The 14,109-nt window shown below is 57.7% G+C and carries 14 protein-coding genes; 5 read left to right on the top strand and 9 right to left on the bottom strand.

Features of this window, described 5'->3' with window-relative positions:
* Positions 1–124: 124 nt before the first annotated feature.
* Positions 125–589, top strand: coding sequence for an Lrp/AsnC family transcriptional regulator (locus JNB88_RS10055; protein ID WP_037129528.1), 465 nt, complete (start codon positions 125–127; stop codon positions 587–589).
* Positions 590–813: 224 nt separating this feature from the next.
* Complete coding sequence (locus tag JNB88_RS10060; RefSeq protein WP_220355336.1) at positions 814–1,932, top strand: OpgC family protein; 1,119 nt, start codon at positions 814–816, stop codon at positions 1,930–1,932.
* Between the two features lie 105 nt (positions 1,933–2,037).
* Here the strand turns inward: JNB88_RS10060 and JNB88_RS10065 are convergent, their stop codons facing one another.
* The 9 genes from JNB88_RS10065 to JNB88_RS10105 all read right to left on the bottom strand — a co-directional run bounded on the left by JNB88_RS10065 (position 2,038) and on the right by JNB88_RS10105 (position 10,937).
* On the bottom strand, positions 2,038–2,985 hold the full coding sequence (locus JNB88_RS10065) for a dihydrodipicolinate synthase family protein (protein WP_220355337.1): 948 nt from the start codon (positions 2,983–2,985) through the stop codon (positions 2,038–2,040).
* Positions 2,986–3,000: 15 nt separating this feature from the next.
* Positions 3,001–3,954 carry an ABC transporter ATP-binding protein gene (locus JNB88_RS10070; RefSeq protein WP_220355338.1) on the bottom strand — a complete coding sequence of 318 codons (954 nt, stop codon included), beginning with the start codon at positions 3,952–3,954 and terminating at the stop codon, positions 3,001–3,003.
* Between the two features lie 3 nt (positions 3,955–3,957).
* Complete coding sequence (locus tag JNB88_RS10075; protein WP_420832178.1) at positions 3,958–4,983, bottom strand: ABC transporter ATP-binding protein; 1,026 nt, start codon at positions 4,981–4,983, stop codon at positions 3,958–3,960.
* Positions 4,983–5,900, bottom strand: coding sequence for a dihydrodipicolinate synthase family protein (locus JNB88_RS10080; RefSeq protein WP_220355340.1), 918 nt, complete (start codon positions 5,898–5,900; stop codon positions 4,983–4,985). Before JNB88_RS10080 ends, JNB88_RS10075 begins: the two co-directional genes overlap by 1 nt.
* A 19-nt stretch (positions 5,901–5,919) precedes the next feature.
* Entirely contained in the window at positions 5,920–6,795 is an 876-nt protein-coding gene (locus JNB88_RS10085; protein WP_037129535.1) for an ABC transporter permease, read from the bottom strand.
* Between the two features lie 3 nt (positions 6,796–6,798).
* Positions 6,799–7,758, bottom strand: coding sequence for an ABC transporter permease (locus tag JNB88_RS10090; RefSeq protein ID WP_220355341.1), 960 nt, complete (start codon positions 7,756–7,758; stop codon positions 6,799–6,801).
* Between the two features lie 64 nt (positions 7,759–7,822).
* Positions 7,823–9,412 (bottom strand): ABC transporter substrate-binding protein, encoded by a 1,590-nt coding sequence (locus JNB88_RS10095; protein WP_220355342.1) that lies wholly within the window; start codon positions 9,410–9,412, stop codon positions 7,823–7,825.
* On the bottom strand, positions 9,409–10,140 hold the full coding sequence (locus JNB88_RS10100) for a FadR/GntR family transcriptional regulator (protein ID WP_220355343.1): 732 nt from the start codon (positions 10,138–10,140) through the stop codon (positions 9,409–9,411). Before JNB88_RS10100 ends, JNB88_RS10095 begins: the two co-directional genes overlap by 4 nt.
* Positions 10,141–10,637: 497 nt before the next feature.
* Positions 10,638–10,937 carry a hypothetical protein gene (locus tag JNB88_RS10105; protein WP_037129547.1) on the bottom strand — a complete coding sequence of 100 codons (300 nt, stop codon included), beginning with the start codon at positions 10,935–10,937 and terminating at the stop codon, positions 10,638–10,640.
* Positions 10,938–11,237: 300 nt separating this feature from the next.
* Between JNB88_RS10105 and JNB88_RS10110 the strand changes: the two genes are divergently transcribed.
* From JNB88_RS10110 to JNB88_RS10120, 3 genes are all read left to right on the top strand, one after another.
* On the top strand, positions 11,238–12,272 hold the full coding sequence (locus tag JNB88_RS10110) for a sterol desaturase family protein (RefSeq protein ID WP_220355344.1): 1,035 nt from the start codon (positions 11,238–11,240) through the stop codon (positions 12,270–12,272).
* The gene (locus JNB88_RS10115) at positions 12,269–12,583 is read left to right on the top strand and encodes a MocE family 2Fe-2S type ferredoxin (RefSeq protein ID WP_220355345.1); all 315 of its coding nucleotides are present in this window, start codon (positions 12,269–12,271) and stop codon (positions 12,581–12,583) included. The genes JNB88_RS10110 and JNB88_RS10115 overlap by 4 nt, the downstream gene beginning before the upstream one ends.
* Before the next feature lie 133 nt (positions 12,584–12,716).
* A complete protein-coding gene (locus JNB88_RS10120; RefSeq protein ID WP_220355346.1) occupies positions 12,717–13,922 on the top strand; it encodes an NAD(P)/FAD-dependent oxidoreductase in 1,206 nt (401 codons plus the stop codon).
* The last annotated feature ends 187 nt before the right edge of the window (positions 13,923–14,109 follow it).

Consider the following 14,109-nt stretch of genomic DNA (forward strand, 5'->3'; position numbering starts at 1 on the left):
TGGCGCCTCCGATTTCATGCTGAGCCTATTGAAACGATCGTGAAATTGCCGAGGAAAGAGTGATTGATAATTGTGTGTATTCATGATCATTGAATGAAAAGACGACAATTTGGAATAATCTGCAATGACTGGTGTAGATGCGATAGACCGCAACATCCTTCGACTGCTGCGGCTAGATGCGCGAACCAGCAATGCCCGGCTGGCGAGCGAAGTGGGGCTCTCGCCGTCGGCCTGCCTCAGGCGCATAAAGCTGATGGAGCAGGCCGGAGTTATCAGAGGCTACACTACGCTGGTGGATACGTCGAACGTCGAGACGACCATTGCGGTGATCATCAACATCACGCTCGACCGTCAAACGGAGGATTATCTCGACCGTTTTGAAGCAGCTGTGCGGCGACACCCCGAGATCAAGGAGTGTTTCCTAATGACCGGAGGGTCGGACTATTTGCTGCGCGTCGAAGTCGCCAATGCCGGAGAATTCGAGCGCATCCACAAGGAAATTCTCTCGGCCTTGCCAGGGGTTTCGCGCATTCATTCAAGTTTTTCGATTCGCAATGTGCTCGCAACCCGGCCCAAGGCACGTCGTTAGGCGTCCGTCTTTGCACCTTGCCAGATCTGTGCCCTTGGAGGCTGAAAAAGCCGGTCGCGACATGACAGTTCTTTGAGCTACCGTATGCAGAACATGATCATGACGGCGTAACCGGCGATTTTTGGAAGTTGGCAACATGAACTGCTCGTTCATGTGGGCTTCATCAGGCGATTGCTACCGTGGGTTCGTCGTCAACTGCAATGAATCACCAGGACAATTCAGCAATGTATCATCCTGCCGCACTATCGGCCGGCCGCGATCCGCGCCTTGATTTCTTCCGTGGCCTTGCTCTGGTTATGATCTTCATCAACCACGTGCCAGGCAACATGCTGGAAGGGGCTACGTCGAAGAACTTCGGTTTCACGGATGCTGCCGAAGCTTTCGTCCTGATGTCAGGCATGTCGGCTGGTCTCGCCTATTCGAGTGTTTACGCGCGTGATCGAGTCCATGCGATTGCCGGCATCTTGCGTCGTGCGGGCAGGCTTTACAGCGTTCATTTGCTAACGACTGTGCTGGCAGTCGTCATTCTCATGGCCGGCCACAATTATTTGGGGACAACCGCGCTTTCGGAACGCGTTAATATGGTGTCCTATCTGGAAGCTCCGTGGACGACCGCCTTGGGCGTACTTTCGATGACGCACCAGCTCGGCTACTTCAACATCCTTCCGCTCTACATGGTGCTGCTGGCGGCGACACCAGTTTTTCTCGCCCTAGCCTCCCATAGTCGGGCTGCTTTGCTGGGTGTATCGGTATCGATCTGGGCGGTCGCTGGACTGAACAATATCAATCTTCCAAATTTCCCTACCGAAGGCTTCTGGTTCCTGAATCCGTTCTCATGGCAGCTGATTTTCTGCGTGGGATTGTGCGCTGGTATCGCTTCAAAGAAGGGTGAGACGTTCGTTGGATACAGTCCGGTCCTGATGGCGGCTGCGATTGGATACCTTGTCTTTGCAGCATTCGTTATTCAGGGCCAACACTATGACCTGACCAACTGGGGTGATCATCCGGCTCTGCTTGTTGGTTTTGACAAGGGAATGCTGCCGCTTCCGAGATTACTGCATATTCTTGCCTTGGCGTATGTGATCTCGCATTTCGCAAGCTTCCGCGCCATTGCTGGAAGTGCCAAGGCTGCCCCGGTGTCGTTGCTTGGAAAACAGGGACTGGCTGTGTTCGCCTGGGGCTCGCTCGTATGCATCGCCCTTCAGGTTCTAAGAGATGCGTATGTGTTCTCTCCCGCCGTAGATCTCGCCACGCTCATGGCCGGCTTGGCAATTCAGTATGCAGTAGCCTCAAGACTGCAGGTCGAGAAAATGGCCGTACGAAATCATGTGCAGATCGCCTAGCGGCTCGGGTAGTGCCGCCTGCAGTTGACCTGCCTGACCTGCTATTCGATCTCCCTCGGTCGAGCCTATGCCTGTTGGTCCACTCGCCATTCCTGATTGGCTTCATCACGCAAGTCTGGAGGAGAAAAGCTCCGGAACGATTGCATGAGCTGCTTGGCGAAGGCGTTGAGCGTGATGGGCGTCGATCGAACGGTAAGGCCAGCGCAATCTGGTTCCGACGGGTGCCCAATTTCCGACAGCAGCGAGCAGCTTGTCCAATGCGGCGTTCGAATATCCCTGATCGCGGCGGAATGGGACGATATAATCGTCCATGAACGAACAAATGCGCCGCTCGATATCAAGCGCCGCTTCAATGTCAGTGGCCATCAGATCGGTCCACTTCTGGGCCCCATATGGGCTCAAGCACGCCACATTGGAGAAGGCGCCAGCTGCGATCCCTTCCTGCTTTCCCGTTGCAAGATGATGGCCCGGGACGAACAGACTGAACTCGGCCAGATGAGCCCGCGCATCCTCATACCACGAGGCATCACCGTCAGCGAGCTTGATGCCAACGACCGAAGGGCAGGGAGTGCAGATCGCGGAAAGGTCACGGGGCTCTAGCGCGCGCTTGGCATGCGGCGGATTGTAGAGGATGAGGGGAATGCCTTCGCTGGCTTCCGAAGCCCCTTTCAAAAAATCGATGGCTTCTAGATTGGTCACCGGCCACCAGTCTGGAAGTATGACCTGGATCGCCATTGGCTCGAGCGCTACTGAGCGGCGCAGTCGGGAGAGCATGATGGCGGGCGCGGGCTGGCAGGCTCCGATCACGAAAGGCACCCCTGCAGCATGGCAGCGGCTGGCCAGAAGCTCCTGAATACGATCGTATTCCTCTTCCGTCTGATTGTGAAATTCGCCTGCCGTTCCATTTGAATAGATCCCGTCGACCTGGGCCTCGATCAGAGTGTCGATCTCCCGCTCAAGGGCGGCATAGTCGATGCTGTCGTCGTCGGCAATCGGCAGAAGCAATGTTGCCCAGTTGCCGGAGATCGGATGGCGTCGGCTATTCTTGCTCATGGTGTGCATTTGCCCTCAGTTCAGGTCGTCGCGGATGCAGGCTTTGAAATGACCGGGTGAGGTTTCCCGGAGTTGGGGAACGAGATCTGCACATTTGGGCAGGGCGTTCGGACAGCGTGTACGGAAAACGCAGCCACTTGGAGGATTGGCGGGACTTGGAATATCGCCTTTTAGAACCTGCCGGTTGCGGGGGGCATCAGGATCGGGTGAGGGGATCGCGGAAAGCAAGGCCCTGGTATAGGGGTGCTCTGGTCTGGCATAAAGTTCCGCGCTGGTAGCGATCTCCATGATGCGTCCGAGATAAAGAACAATCACCCGGTCACAAATATATTCAACGACGGCGAGATCGTGGCTTATGAACAGCATCGTCAGGCCGAGCCTTTGCTGTAGATCGCGAAGCAGGTTGATCACCTGGGCCTGGATCGACACGTCAAGCGCGGAGACCGGCTCATCGGCGACGATAAACTCTGGAGAGAGCGTCAGTGCCCGGGCAATACCGATACGCTGGCGTTGCCCGCCGGAGAACTCATGGGCATAGCGATTGACAGCATCAGCGGGTAGGTCGACCTGCTCCAACGCCTTGCGGGCCCGCTCGATCCGTTCCTTCGACGTCCCAATCTTTTGTATTCTTAAACCTTCGGTCAGGATTTCACCGATCGTCATGCGTGGCGATAGACTGGCGAACGGATCCTGGAATATGTACTGCATTCGCGGCCTGGCGCGCCGCAACTCGGATGCCGACAGCTTTGTGATCTCTCTACCTGCGAAGCTGACGCTGCCGGCAGTTGGCTCGATAAGTCGCAGGACTGCACGGCCAATCGTTGTCTTGCCGCTGCCCGATTCCCCGACCAGTCCTACGACTTCGCCCTTGCCGATCTCAAAGGTTATGCCACGTAGTATGGTCAGTTTCGTGCCGCCGGAAACATAGTCTTTCTCAAGATCGCGCACTGACAGGAGTGGTTCGCTCATCGTCTATATCTCCTGCCAGTGGATGCAGCGGGTCTTGTGGTTCGCATCGACGTCGAAAAGCGGCGGCATGGCGCGACGACAGTCTTCGGTCGCAAAGCGGCACCGTGGTTCGAAGGCGCAGCCCGGAGGCATGTTTGCAAGGCTTGGCACCATGCCCGGAATGGCTGCCAGCTGCTCGCCGGCCTGCTTCATACGGCTCGCATCGCCGAGCTTTGGCATCGAAGCCAGTAGGCCGATCGTGTAGGGGTGCCTAGGATTGCGGAACACGTCCGCCACAGGGCCCGTCTCGACAATCCGGCCGGCATACATGACCGCCACTCGATGGGCGATTTCTGCAACGACACCGAGATTGTGCGTGACGAACAGCATGGCCATGCCGCGCTCGCGCTGCAGCCTCTGGAGAAGTTGCAGGATCTGCGCCTGGATTGTGACATCAAGGGCGGTCGTTGGTTCGTCCGCTATCAACAATGTCGGATCGCAGGCAAGCGCCATGGCGATCGTCGCTCTTTGGCGCATCCCGCCCGAGAGTTCATGCGGATACTGACCGGCCCGGCGGCGTGCGTCCGGAATGCCGACGCTGTCTAGAAGTGTCACGGCCGCATCCATCGCCGACTTTCGGTCTGCGCGGCGATGAATGCGGATCGGTTCGGAAATCTGGTCGCCTATGGTGTAGACCGGGTTGAGACTAGACATCGGCTCCTGAAACACCATGCCGATGTCATCGCCCCGAATGGTTCGCATCTCGCGCTCGCTGAGCGCGGTCAGGTCGCTGACGGCACCATTCTTGCGCTTCAGGTGGATCGTACCTTCGGCTATCTGGCCGATCCCTCGCGTCAGAAGGCGCATGATCGACAGGCTTGTCACCGACTTGCCCGAGCCGGACTCGCCAACGAGTGCCAATGTCTCGCCGGCTGCAACCGTAAGGTCAACGCCGTTGACCGCCGTCACTTCGCCGGAACGGATGCGAAAGACGGTTCGCAATCCCTTGACGTCGAGAATAGTGCCGGCGGTCTTCGTCATGGTATCCATCAGGAGAGAAGGCCTGCAGTGCGCAGGATGTCATTTATCTTGGCGGTCTCGGCCTCGTTGAGAGGTGCACGCGGACGCGGCATCAGCGCCGTGTCAATGATACCGAGGCTTTTCATTGCGGCTTTGAAAGCTCCGATGCCGGACGCTCCTCCACTGACCCGGCCGCTGCCCACCCAGACGATCTCGAAAAGCTTGCAAAGGCGTTCCTGTTCCTTGCGAGCTGCGGCCCAGTCACCACTTTTGGCAGCATTCCAGAGCCGGACGTAGCCGTGCGGATCGACATTGGCTATGCCGGGGACGACGCCGTGCGCACCCATCAGAAGCGCATTATCGACAACGATCTCGGAGCCCGTCATCAGGAAAATGTCCTTGTTGTCGGCAAGGTCGAGCAGAACGTAACGGAAGTTGCCATCGTCACCGCTGGAATCCTTCAGGCCGATGATTGTGCCTTCCTTGGCAAGTGTGACAGTCGTCTGGCGCTGCAGCTTGACGTGCACGCAAACTGGAATGTCGTAGGCGATCAAGGGCACATCGACGGCATCGCGGATATAACGGAAGTGGTCGAGGATTTCGCTTTGGCTGGTCACCGTATAGTAGGGGGCGGTGACGACCACCGCATCTGCTCCGGCAGCCTTGGCGACGGCTGCATGATTGATGACCAGATCAGTTGTTGCGTCAATAACGCCAGCAATCAGTGGGACGCGGCCATTATTGACCTTTGCCGAGTGTTCGATGATTTCCCGGCGTGTCTTGGCATCGTGGAAAACGACCTCGCTGGTCGAGCCGAGGACGAAAAGTCCGTGGCACCCGGCCTCGATAAGATTTTCTAACACCCGCGTGTATGATGGGTAGTCGACGGTGAAATCCGCATTCAACGGAACGACGACGGGAGGAACGACACCTTTGAACTTGCTCATTTTCGCTTTCTTTCAATGGTCAGTTTAAGTCTGCGCGAGGGTCGAACGCGTCGCGAAGACCGTCGCCGATGAAGTTGATGGCAAGGACAGTGAGGACGAGCGCCCCGCCGGGAAATAGCCATTGCCAGGGATATTGTTCGAGAACGGCAGTCGAGCGTGCCGCATTCAGCATGTTGCCCCAGCTTGCTGCAGGCGGGGCAATACCGAGCCCGAGGAATGAAAGGCCAGCCTCCAGCAGTATCGCATTGGCGATCTGCAGCGTTGCGAAGACCACGAGAATGTCGACCGAGTTCGGCAGGCCGTGCCGGAACAGAAGGTGCGGAAGGCCCGCGCCCATACCCCTGGCAGCTGTAACGAAATCTCGCTCGCGAAGTTCGAGAAGTCGCGCGCGGACCATGCGAGCCAGAAGTGGCCAGGATAGAAGCGAGATCACGAATACGGTCGGCGCGATGCCAGTACCGGCAATTGAGGCAAGCACCAGCAGGAAAATCACTGGTGGGAGCGTCATGACCAGATCGACGAACCGCATGGTGACTGCATCTGTGAACCGGCCGGCAAGCGCTGAGATCGCGCCAACCAGGAAGCCGATCCCCGCCGAAATGACGGTCGATGCGACCGCGACCATGAGTGATATTCGCCCTCCCTCCAGAACGCGAGCGAAGATATCGCGTCCGACCCCATCGGTACCGAACCAGTGCTTGGCGCTCGGCCCTGCATTCATGGCCAGAAGGTCGATATCGTTGGGCTTGAAACCCAACCAGAAGGAATAGGTGAGAATGGCGATCAGCATGGGAAGGATGATCGCCAAGCCGAAAAGCGCCGCCCTATTCAGACAGAAACGCTCAAAAGCACGGGCAAGCGGGCCTGGGCTGCGTCGTTGGGTTTTTGCCAGCATCGCTCAGCTCACCTTGATGCGCGGATCGATCACTGCATAGGCAAGATCGGTCAGGATGTTGACAAAGATCACACATGCGCCGATCACCAGTGTCGATCCCATGATGACCGGGTAGTCGCGGGTCTCGACTGCGTTGACCATAAGGAGGCCCATGCCTGGCCAATTGAAGACGCTTTCGATGAAGATCGCGCCGCCGATGGCCAGTCCGATCGTTGAGCCGATCAGAGTTACGACAGGCAGCAGCGCATTGCGTGTGGCATGCTTGACGATCACCCAGAATTCGAAAACACCTTTGGCCCGGGCGGTGCGCACGTAGTCCTGATTTAGGACCTCAAGCATTGAGGCGCGCATGTAGCGCATGATGAGCGCCGTCTGTGCAACGGCAAGCAATGATGCCGGCAGGATGAGGTGATAGAGGAGGTCGCCAAGGGAAAAGTCGCGACCCGGCGTCAGCATCCCGCCGGATGGTAGTATGTTGAAGTAGACGGAAAAGAGATAAAGGCCGACAAGCGCACTCAAGAACGGCGGGCTGGAGATGCCGGTAACGGCGAAGACAGAAAACGAGATGTCGGCGATCGAGTTGCGGCGAACCGCGCTGATGATGCCCGAAGAGATGCCGGCAAATATAGCGATTGCGATCGCGGTGCCCATCAGGAGAACGGTTGGGCCAATGCGTGATAAAACGAGACCGAGAACAGGCTGGTCCGGACGCTTGGTGGAGTAGCCGAGATTGCCGGTCACGGCTTCCTGTAACCAGGCCAAATACTGGACCGGCAATGGTTGATCCAGACCAAGCCTTAGGCGCAGCTCCGCAAGCACGGCCGGTGAGACCGGAACATTCGGGTCTATATAGGCGTCGATTGGATCGCCGGGTGTGAGGCGCAGCATCACGAAGATAAGCAGGCTTAAAGCAACAAGCATGCCCACCCCGATCAGCAGGCGCCGGAGAGTGTAGTTCAGCATTGGATTTCCGCTTCAAATGAGGAGGTGGTATCAGCCACCACCTCCTTTTCCCTTGATGCGCGCCCTATTCGGCGATCGCCCATTTTTCCGGATGGGCCTCGTAGGGGCCGCCGCCAGGAGCAGGGGTCCAGACAAAGTCCTTGAGCTTGGAGGAGGCAACGCCATAGCGGTTTGCGACCCAAAGCGTGCCCCATGGAAGCTCGGTATTCATCACCTTGCAGACATCCTGGTACCGCGCGTCGCGCTTGCCAACATCGGTCTCAGTGAGTGCAGCATCGAGCGCTTTTGTCAGATCCGGCATTCGGACACGCGCAACGTTCGGACCGGCCGGCGGGATTTGTTTTTCGTTCAATCCAACATTGATGCTGCCTGCATCCGGGCCGTTCTGGAGTCCGGCGTAGACCATCTGGAACTGTGCAGTATCCGGAGTGGCATTGAGGACGATGCTGTTATAGGTCGGCGTGTCGACCGCCCGTGGCGTCACGTTGATGCCGACCTGCGCGAGCATCGCCTGTACAGCGGCCATCACGTTAGCCGCAAGTGGGGTGGTGTAATAGGTCAGCAGCGTGATCGGCTTATCGCCGTTGATCTTGTCCCACCCGGCCTCTTCGAGCAATGCTTTGGCCTTGTCCGGGTTGTAGGCGTAGGTTTCGAGATCCTTCGGTACGATCCGGTCAGTGACATAGGCGCAATTTGCCTGCTTGGCTGCTCCGCCATAAAGGCTTTGGATGACCGCATCCCGATTGATCGCATACATCACTGCCTGGCGGACGCGAACATCCTTCCAGATCGGCGAGTCGTGATTGAAGCCGAGATAGTTGACCACGAAGGAGTCTCCTTCGATGATCCTGAAATCGGCGTTTTCCTTGAAGGCAGTCAGATCATTGGCATCGACGTAGGTGAACTGGATCTCGCCGGCTCGCAGAGCAGCAATTGCGGCCGCGGGATTTGCGAAGTAGCGGTTGATGATCTTTTCGAGCGCTGGCTTGCCGCCCCGATAGTCCGTATTGGCCGCCAGCTCCACATATTGGTCGGTCACATATTTGGTGAACTTGAACGGACCTGTCCCGATCGGGGAGGTCGACCACCAGCTGTTCTTGGCAAGCTGGTCGGATGGGATCTTCGACAGTGCATGCTCAGGCAGCATCATAACCTTGGTCAAAGTGTCCATAAGGCTCGCCGAAGGGGCGGACAGCTTGATCACAAGGGTCTTGTCGTCGGGAGCGTCCACCGACGAGATTGCGGTCAATCTTGCCGCAAGGACCGAGCCGGTTTTTGCATTCTGGGCTAGTCCCATGGTGAACTTGGCGTCATTGGCGGTGAATGGTTGGCCGTCATGCCATTTCGCGTCTGCGAGCTTGAAGGTGTATGTCAGCTGGTCCTGGCTGACCTCATAGGATGCTGCAAGCTTGCCGACGACTTTCTGCAGCTTTTCGTCATAGGTGACGAGCGGCTCAAAATAGATGCTCAGCCAGGTGAAGCCGCTGGTTGCCGCAAGCGGATTGAAGTTGCCCTGGAAGCCGCCAGGGCCGACGTCGAAGCCGCCCGACAAGGTAGCTGCTTGCGCTGGAGCAGCTGTCAAGACAGGGATGGCCGTCGTTGCCACCAAGGCGGCGAGCGTGATCGCTGATGATAATTTTGCCAGTCGTTTCATCGTGTTCCTCCCACATTTGAATTCGTCTTGTTGGCGGCGATAACCTGCGAAATGCCTTCATAATGGCGGTCCAGACGCCGCTGCGCCTCGAGCACATCTCGGGCCTCGACAGCATCGACGATGGCTGCATGATCCTTCCAGGTTGCGACGGGATCGACATTGGCAAGGTTCACGAAATCGGAAGCTTTGTAGAAGGCCAGCCAGAAGACATCGAGCAGCCTCGCAAGCATCTCGTTGTTCTGGCAACGGAAGAGCAGCGTGTGAAACTGCTGGTCGTCTGATGCGAAGGACTCGCCACGCTGCGCGTGTTCGCCCATCCTGTTGACGGTTGCGCGCAGCTCAGCGATGTCCTCATCGCTGATCATCACGAGAGTCTTGCCGATCAGCCCGACCTCAAGCGTCCGGCGGATTTCGATGACCTCCTCGATCTCGCGAAGGGCACCGCCGAGCCCGTATGCGAGGTTGTCAAGCAACGGCTCGAACGAGAATGCTTTGACGAAAACCCCGATGCCGCGGCGCGATTCCAGCACGCCGACCGACTCCAGTGCCTTTATACCTTCGCGAAGCGAATTGCGGCTTACGCCCAGTTGCGTCGCCAACTCTGATTCCGGCGGAAGTAGCGTTCCAGGCTCCAGGCTGTTGTCGTCGATGTAGGCGCGAAGGCTCTCCTGCACGGAAACATGTAGAAGAGGCGCGCGCGTCAGGGGCTTCATTGACTTGAGGGCCATGCTGGTACTTTCCAAGGCTGGATCCTAATTCAAGTATGGATATCCACTTGTAGGATATCTGTCAACGGGTCAACCTGGTATCCAGCTCTGGCTGTGGATATGCCTCCAGCTTGGCCCATCGGTGGCGAGTAGAACTGCCCGGGTGCATCAGGCGTCAAGACGGCCAAGAAATGCGTGGAAATTCTCGACAATTGGACTAGGGGATGATCAGCCGCATCGGCGCCCACAGACAGATTTCGGGGACTTGGCGGCTGCTCGGCGATGTGTGGCGTCAGTGGGGAATGATTCTACAATCCGTATAGCCACGCCTCGTCGAGACCGATCGCGTCGCTGATGACCGACGAGAGGGCCACACCTATCTCGGCGTCACAAGGTTCAATCGGCGCTACAATTCCTGATCGGAAGAGTCACTCGCGCCCAGTCGCGTTCGTTGCAAGGTTATGCAACGAAATAAACGAGTGCCGGCGCAACCCGCTGCTGTCATTCTTGCCGCTTCGCTAGATACCAGACCCGTCAAGTTCCTTAGCGTCATCGCCTTCCCATGGTGAGGGTGTAGAGGCGCGGCTGACCGCTGGCATCGGCATCCAGCACTTAAGCTCGGGCTCGGCATATTCAATGATGCGGCCAGGGGAAGAATCAGAGGCACGCCAGCCTTCTGGGCCAAACTGATCTCCATTCGACCAGTAAGCGAGATCAACCTCTGCCGGCCCTTGTTCGGATGGGCGGACGGTGACGAGGATTCGAGTCCCGTCTTTCGGCGCATTTGCCATGTGGCGCCACCGGTCTGCCTCATCCATCGTTTGTCCTCCCGCGACACTGAGAGACGAAGTGTCTCCTCGCCATTGATAGTGGTCAACCCAAACTTTGTAGAACACAGCCATTTCTATTGGCACAACCAACAGCCATGCCACTCTGCACGTTCGTCAGAACGGATGCATCCTGTTCCGCTGCTCCAAGCGAAGACTCAATCGCCAGCGCGTTGATCAATTTTGATCAAGATAGGTTTCGGAGGACGACCGCCTGGGTGGTAGTTTTCAAGTTGAGGAGGAGCGGCGTGATGGAGCGTACCTTGTTCGCGCGCCTCTGGAGGAGAGGAAATGGACGATCTGAGATTTGGCGTTCGCAACAAGCGAGGTGACTGGGCCCCGAACCGGCCCGTTGAATACGCCCCGCTGTTTCAGCTTCCCATACGGTTCAAGGCCATACTCAAATGGCTGCCCCACTATTTCCTGCCATGGAACGCAATTTTCGCGGCGTCAGCAGTGGCATACTGGGCTTGGATCATTCCCCCCACCGAGGTGATGCGGACCTTTGGCATCGACTGGATCACATGGCTCTTTGCCGTCAATGCCGTTTGCGTTTTCCTTTTCTACGGTGCCTTCGAGCTTCATCTCTATGTGCTCAAGCGACAGGAAAGACGCTTCAAATACAACGGCAAGTTCCCTACCGAACAGAAGAGCAAGGCATTCTGGTTCGAGAGCCAGAACATAGACAACATAGCGCGGACTTTTCTGTCTGGCGTGACGATCTGGACTTTGGTCGAGGCGGGCATGTTATGGGCATATGCTAACGGCTACGCACCATGGCTGGGCTTCGCGGAAAACCCATTGGCGCTTGCATGCGTCGCACTCGTGGTGCCCGTCATTCACGAATTCCACTTCTTCTGCATTCATCGGCTGATCCATACACCTTTCCTCTACAAGTGGGTTCACTCGGTTCACCACAACTCGGTCAACCCGTCTCCTTGGTCATCACTTTCCATGCATCCCGTGGAGCATCTGCTCTATTTCGGCACCGCATTCTATCATCTGATCCTGCCCTCCAATCCTGTCCTCATGCTTTACCAGCTCCATTACGCCGGATTTGGAGCAATTCCGGGCCATGTGGGCTTCGACAAAGTTGAGGTCGGTGACAACACGCTGATCGATAGCCACGCCTATGCTCACTACCTGCATCACAAGTACTTTGAGGTGAATTATGGGGATGCACTCATTCCGCTGGATAAGTGGTTTGGCACCTGGCACGACGGCTCTCCGGAGGGGGAAGCGCGCATGCAGGAGCGGTACCGCAGACGGAAGGAAAAACTCGCAGCGCGCAGTGCGCGAGCTGGCGCCGAGGAGGCTCTGAAATGACCAATTGGATCCCCGTCTGCAAACTGAACGACATCGAGCAGGAAGGCGCTATCCGCTTCGACCATGGCGGCCGTACTTTTGCGGTCTACCGCGCTCCCGATGACAGCGTTTACTGCACTGCCGGCCTCTGCAGTCATGAGGCAGTCCATCTGGCCGACGGTCTCGTGATGGATTTCGAGGTCGAATGTCCCAAGCACTCCGGCGCGTTCGACTACCGGACAGGTGAGGCACTCAGGCTCCCCGCATGCGAGAACCTCAAGACCTACCCTGCTGAAATAGTCGACGGTGAGATTCGCGTTGGTCTCGCCTAGCGGCCGCAAAATCCGTGGAACTTGGGGGCAGGCAGCATGTATGCCAGCCGACCCGGACAACGCGTACACCCATCGAAATTAGGCTCTCGCGACTGGCACGCCGAGCGCGCGTCAGTTACTTCGGAGACGGACCATGGACGGAATTGTTATCGTCGGGGCAGGCGAGTGTGGAACCAGGGCTGCATTTGCCGCGCGTGAAGCAGGGTTCTCGGGGACCGTCACATTGGTGGGGAATGAGCCCCATCTTCCCTATGAGCGTCCTCCATTGTCAAAGCCCATGGATGGCGCCGTGCAATTGAAGGCGATTTGCACGGCCGGGGCTCTCCAGGCGTTGGGTATCCGCTATCTTCAGGGCGTTGCAGCGTCACAGTTGGATACTGCAGCGCGCTCTGTGAAGCTGAGCAGCGGCACGACAATCTCCTATGACAAGCTCCTTCTTGCGACCGGTGCGCGTCCGCGAGGCATCAGTTGTGTCGGATCGGAGCGGGCGTTGGAGTTCCGGATGTACTCGGATGCGGATGCGATCTTCGCACGTGCGGACAAGTGTAGCTCGGTCGCCATCATCGGAGGCGGCCTGATCGGCATGGAGCTTGCGGCAGTCTTGCGAAGCAAGGGGATGGATGTGGGTATCGTCGAGGCCGCGCCGAAGCCGCTTGGGCGGGCCGTCCCGACAAGATTTGCAGAAAGCCTGCATGCAAAGCATGTCAGGCAGGGCGTAAAATTTCACCTGGGCCAAGCGATACGCGAGATTGCCGACGACGCCGTCGTTCTGGCCGATGGTAGCGTAGTGCCAGGCGAGATGGTGGTGACAGCAATCGGCGTCGTGCCTGAGGTGGCTCTTGCGGAGGCCGCCGGCATCGGCACTGGAAATGGAATTCTAACGGACAGATTTCTTTCTACCACCGACCCGAATGTATTTGCGGCCGGCGACTGTGCGGCGGTCTCGCAGCTCGGCGGTGGACACATGCGTTTTGAGAGTTGGCGAAACGCGCGGGCGCAGGGCGAAACGGCCGGCAGAAACATGGCCGGCGGCAACGAGCCCTTTGCTGCGATCCCCTGGTTTTGGTCCGACCAGTACGATCTCGGTCTGCAGGTGGTGGGGCTGCCGCAGCAACGGCATCAGCGTGTCATTCGCACTGGCCAGGATGGCGAACTGGAGTTTTATCTCGATGCTGGCAGGCTGGTGGCGGCCGCCGGCCTTGGCGTCGGAAATACGACCGCCAAGGATATCAAGCTGGCCGAGATGCTGATAGCAGCGGGAGCAATGCCCGACATCTCGTCTTTGGTTGACCCAGGGATCAACCTCAAGGCGCTCTTGAAGACTGCGAGAGCCGCATAACTCACCTCCGGGCTACCTTCCGGGTGCAACTGTCGGTGCCGAAGAAACCTTGCACGTCTCTTCCTCATGTCCGCAGCTTAGCAGGTACGATCAGCGTTTTCGCGCTGGCGCCTTCCTGTGAGAATCACCAGTATTGATAGCGGCCCCATGCCTTCGTCTTTTGCTGCCGTAAAAGGAGTAGTGCTTC

The organism is Rhizobium cauense, from assembly GCF_019511525.1.
GTDB lineage: Bacteria > Pseudomonadota > Alphaproteobacteria > Rhizobiales > Rhizobiaceae > Rhizobium > Rhizobium cauense.

Coding starts and splice junctions, on each gene's coding strand:
- JNB88_RS10060 (WP_220355336.1), top strand. CDS start 814: ATGTATCATCCTGCCGCACTATCGGCCGGCCGCGATCCGCGCCTTGAT.
- JNB88_RS10075 (WP_420832178.1), bottom strand. CDS start 4,983: ATGGATACCATGACGAAGACCGCCGGCACTATTCTCGACGTCAAGGGA.
- JNB88_RS10070 (WP_220355338.1), bottom strand. CDS start 3,954: ATGAGCGAACCACTCCTGTCAGTGCGCGATCTTGAGAAAGACTATGTT.
- JNB88_RS10105 (WP_037129547.1), bottom strand. CDS start 10,937: ATGGATGAGGCAGACCGGTGGCGCCACATGGCAAATGCGCCGAAAGAC.
- JNB88_RS10110 (WP_220355344.1), top strand. CDS start 11,238: ATGGACGATCTGAGATTTGGCGTTCGCAACAAGCGAGGTGACTGGGCC.
- JNB88_RS10090 (WP_220355341.1), bottom strand. CDS start 7,758: ATGCTGAACTACACTCTCCGGCGCCTGCTGATCGGGGTGGGCATGCTT.
- JNB88_RS10055 (WP_037129528.1), top strand. CDS start 125: ATGACTGGTGTAGATGCGATAGACCGCAACATCCTTCGACTGCTGCGG.
- JNB88_RS10080 (WP_220355340.1), bottom strand. CDS start 5,900: ATGAGCAAGTTCAAAGGTGTCGTTCCTCCCGTCGTCGTTCCGTTGAAT.
- JNB88_RS10095 (WP_220355342.1), bottom strand. CDS start 9,412: ATGAAACGACTGGCAAAATTATCATCAGCGATCACGCTCGCCGCCTTG.
- JNB88_RS10115 (WP_220355345.1), top strand. CDS start 12,269: ATGACCAATTGGATCCCCGTCTGCAAACTGAACGACATCGAGCAGGAA.
- JNB88_RS10100 (WP_220355343.1), bottom strand. CDS start 10,140: ATGGCCCTCAAGTCAATGAAGCCCCTGACGCGCGCGCCTCTTCTACAT.
- JNB88_RS10065 (WP_220355337.1), bottom strand. CDS start 2,985: ATGAGCAAGAATAGCCGACGCCATCCGATCTCCGGCAACTGGGCAACA.
- JNB88_RS10085 (WP_037129535.1), bottom strand. CDS start 6,795: ATGCTGGCAAAAACCCAACGACGCAGCCCAGGCCCGCTTGCCCGTGCT.
- JNB88_RS10120 (WP_220355346.1), top strand. CDS start 12,717: ATGGACGGAATTGTTATCGTCGGGGCAGGCGAGTGTGGAACCAGGGCT.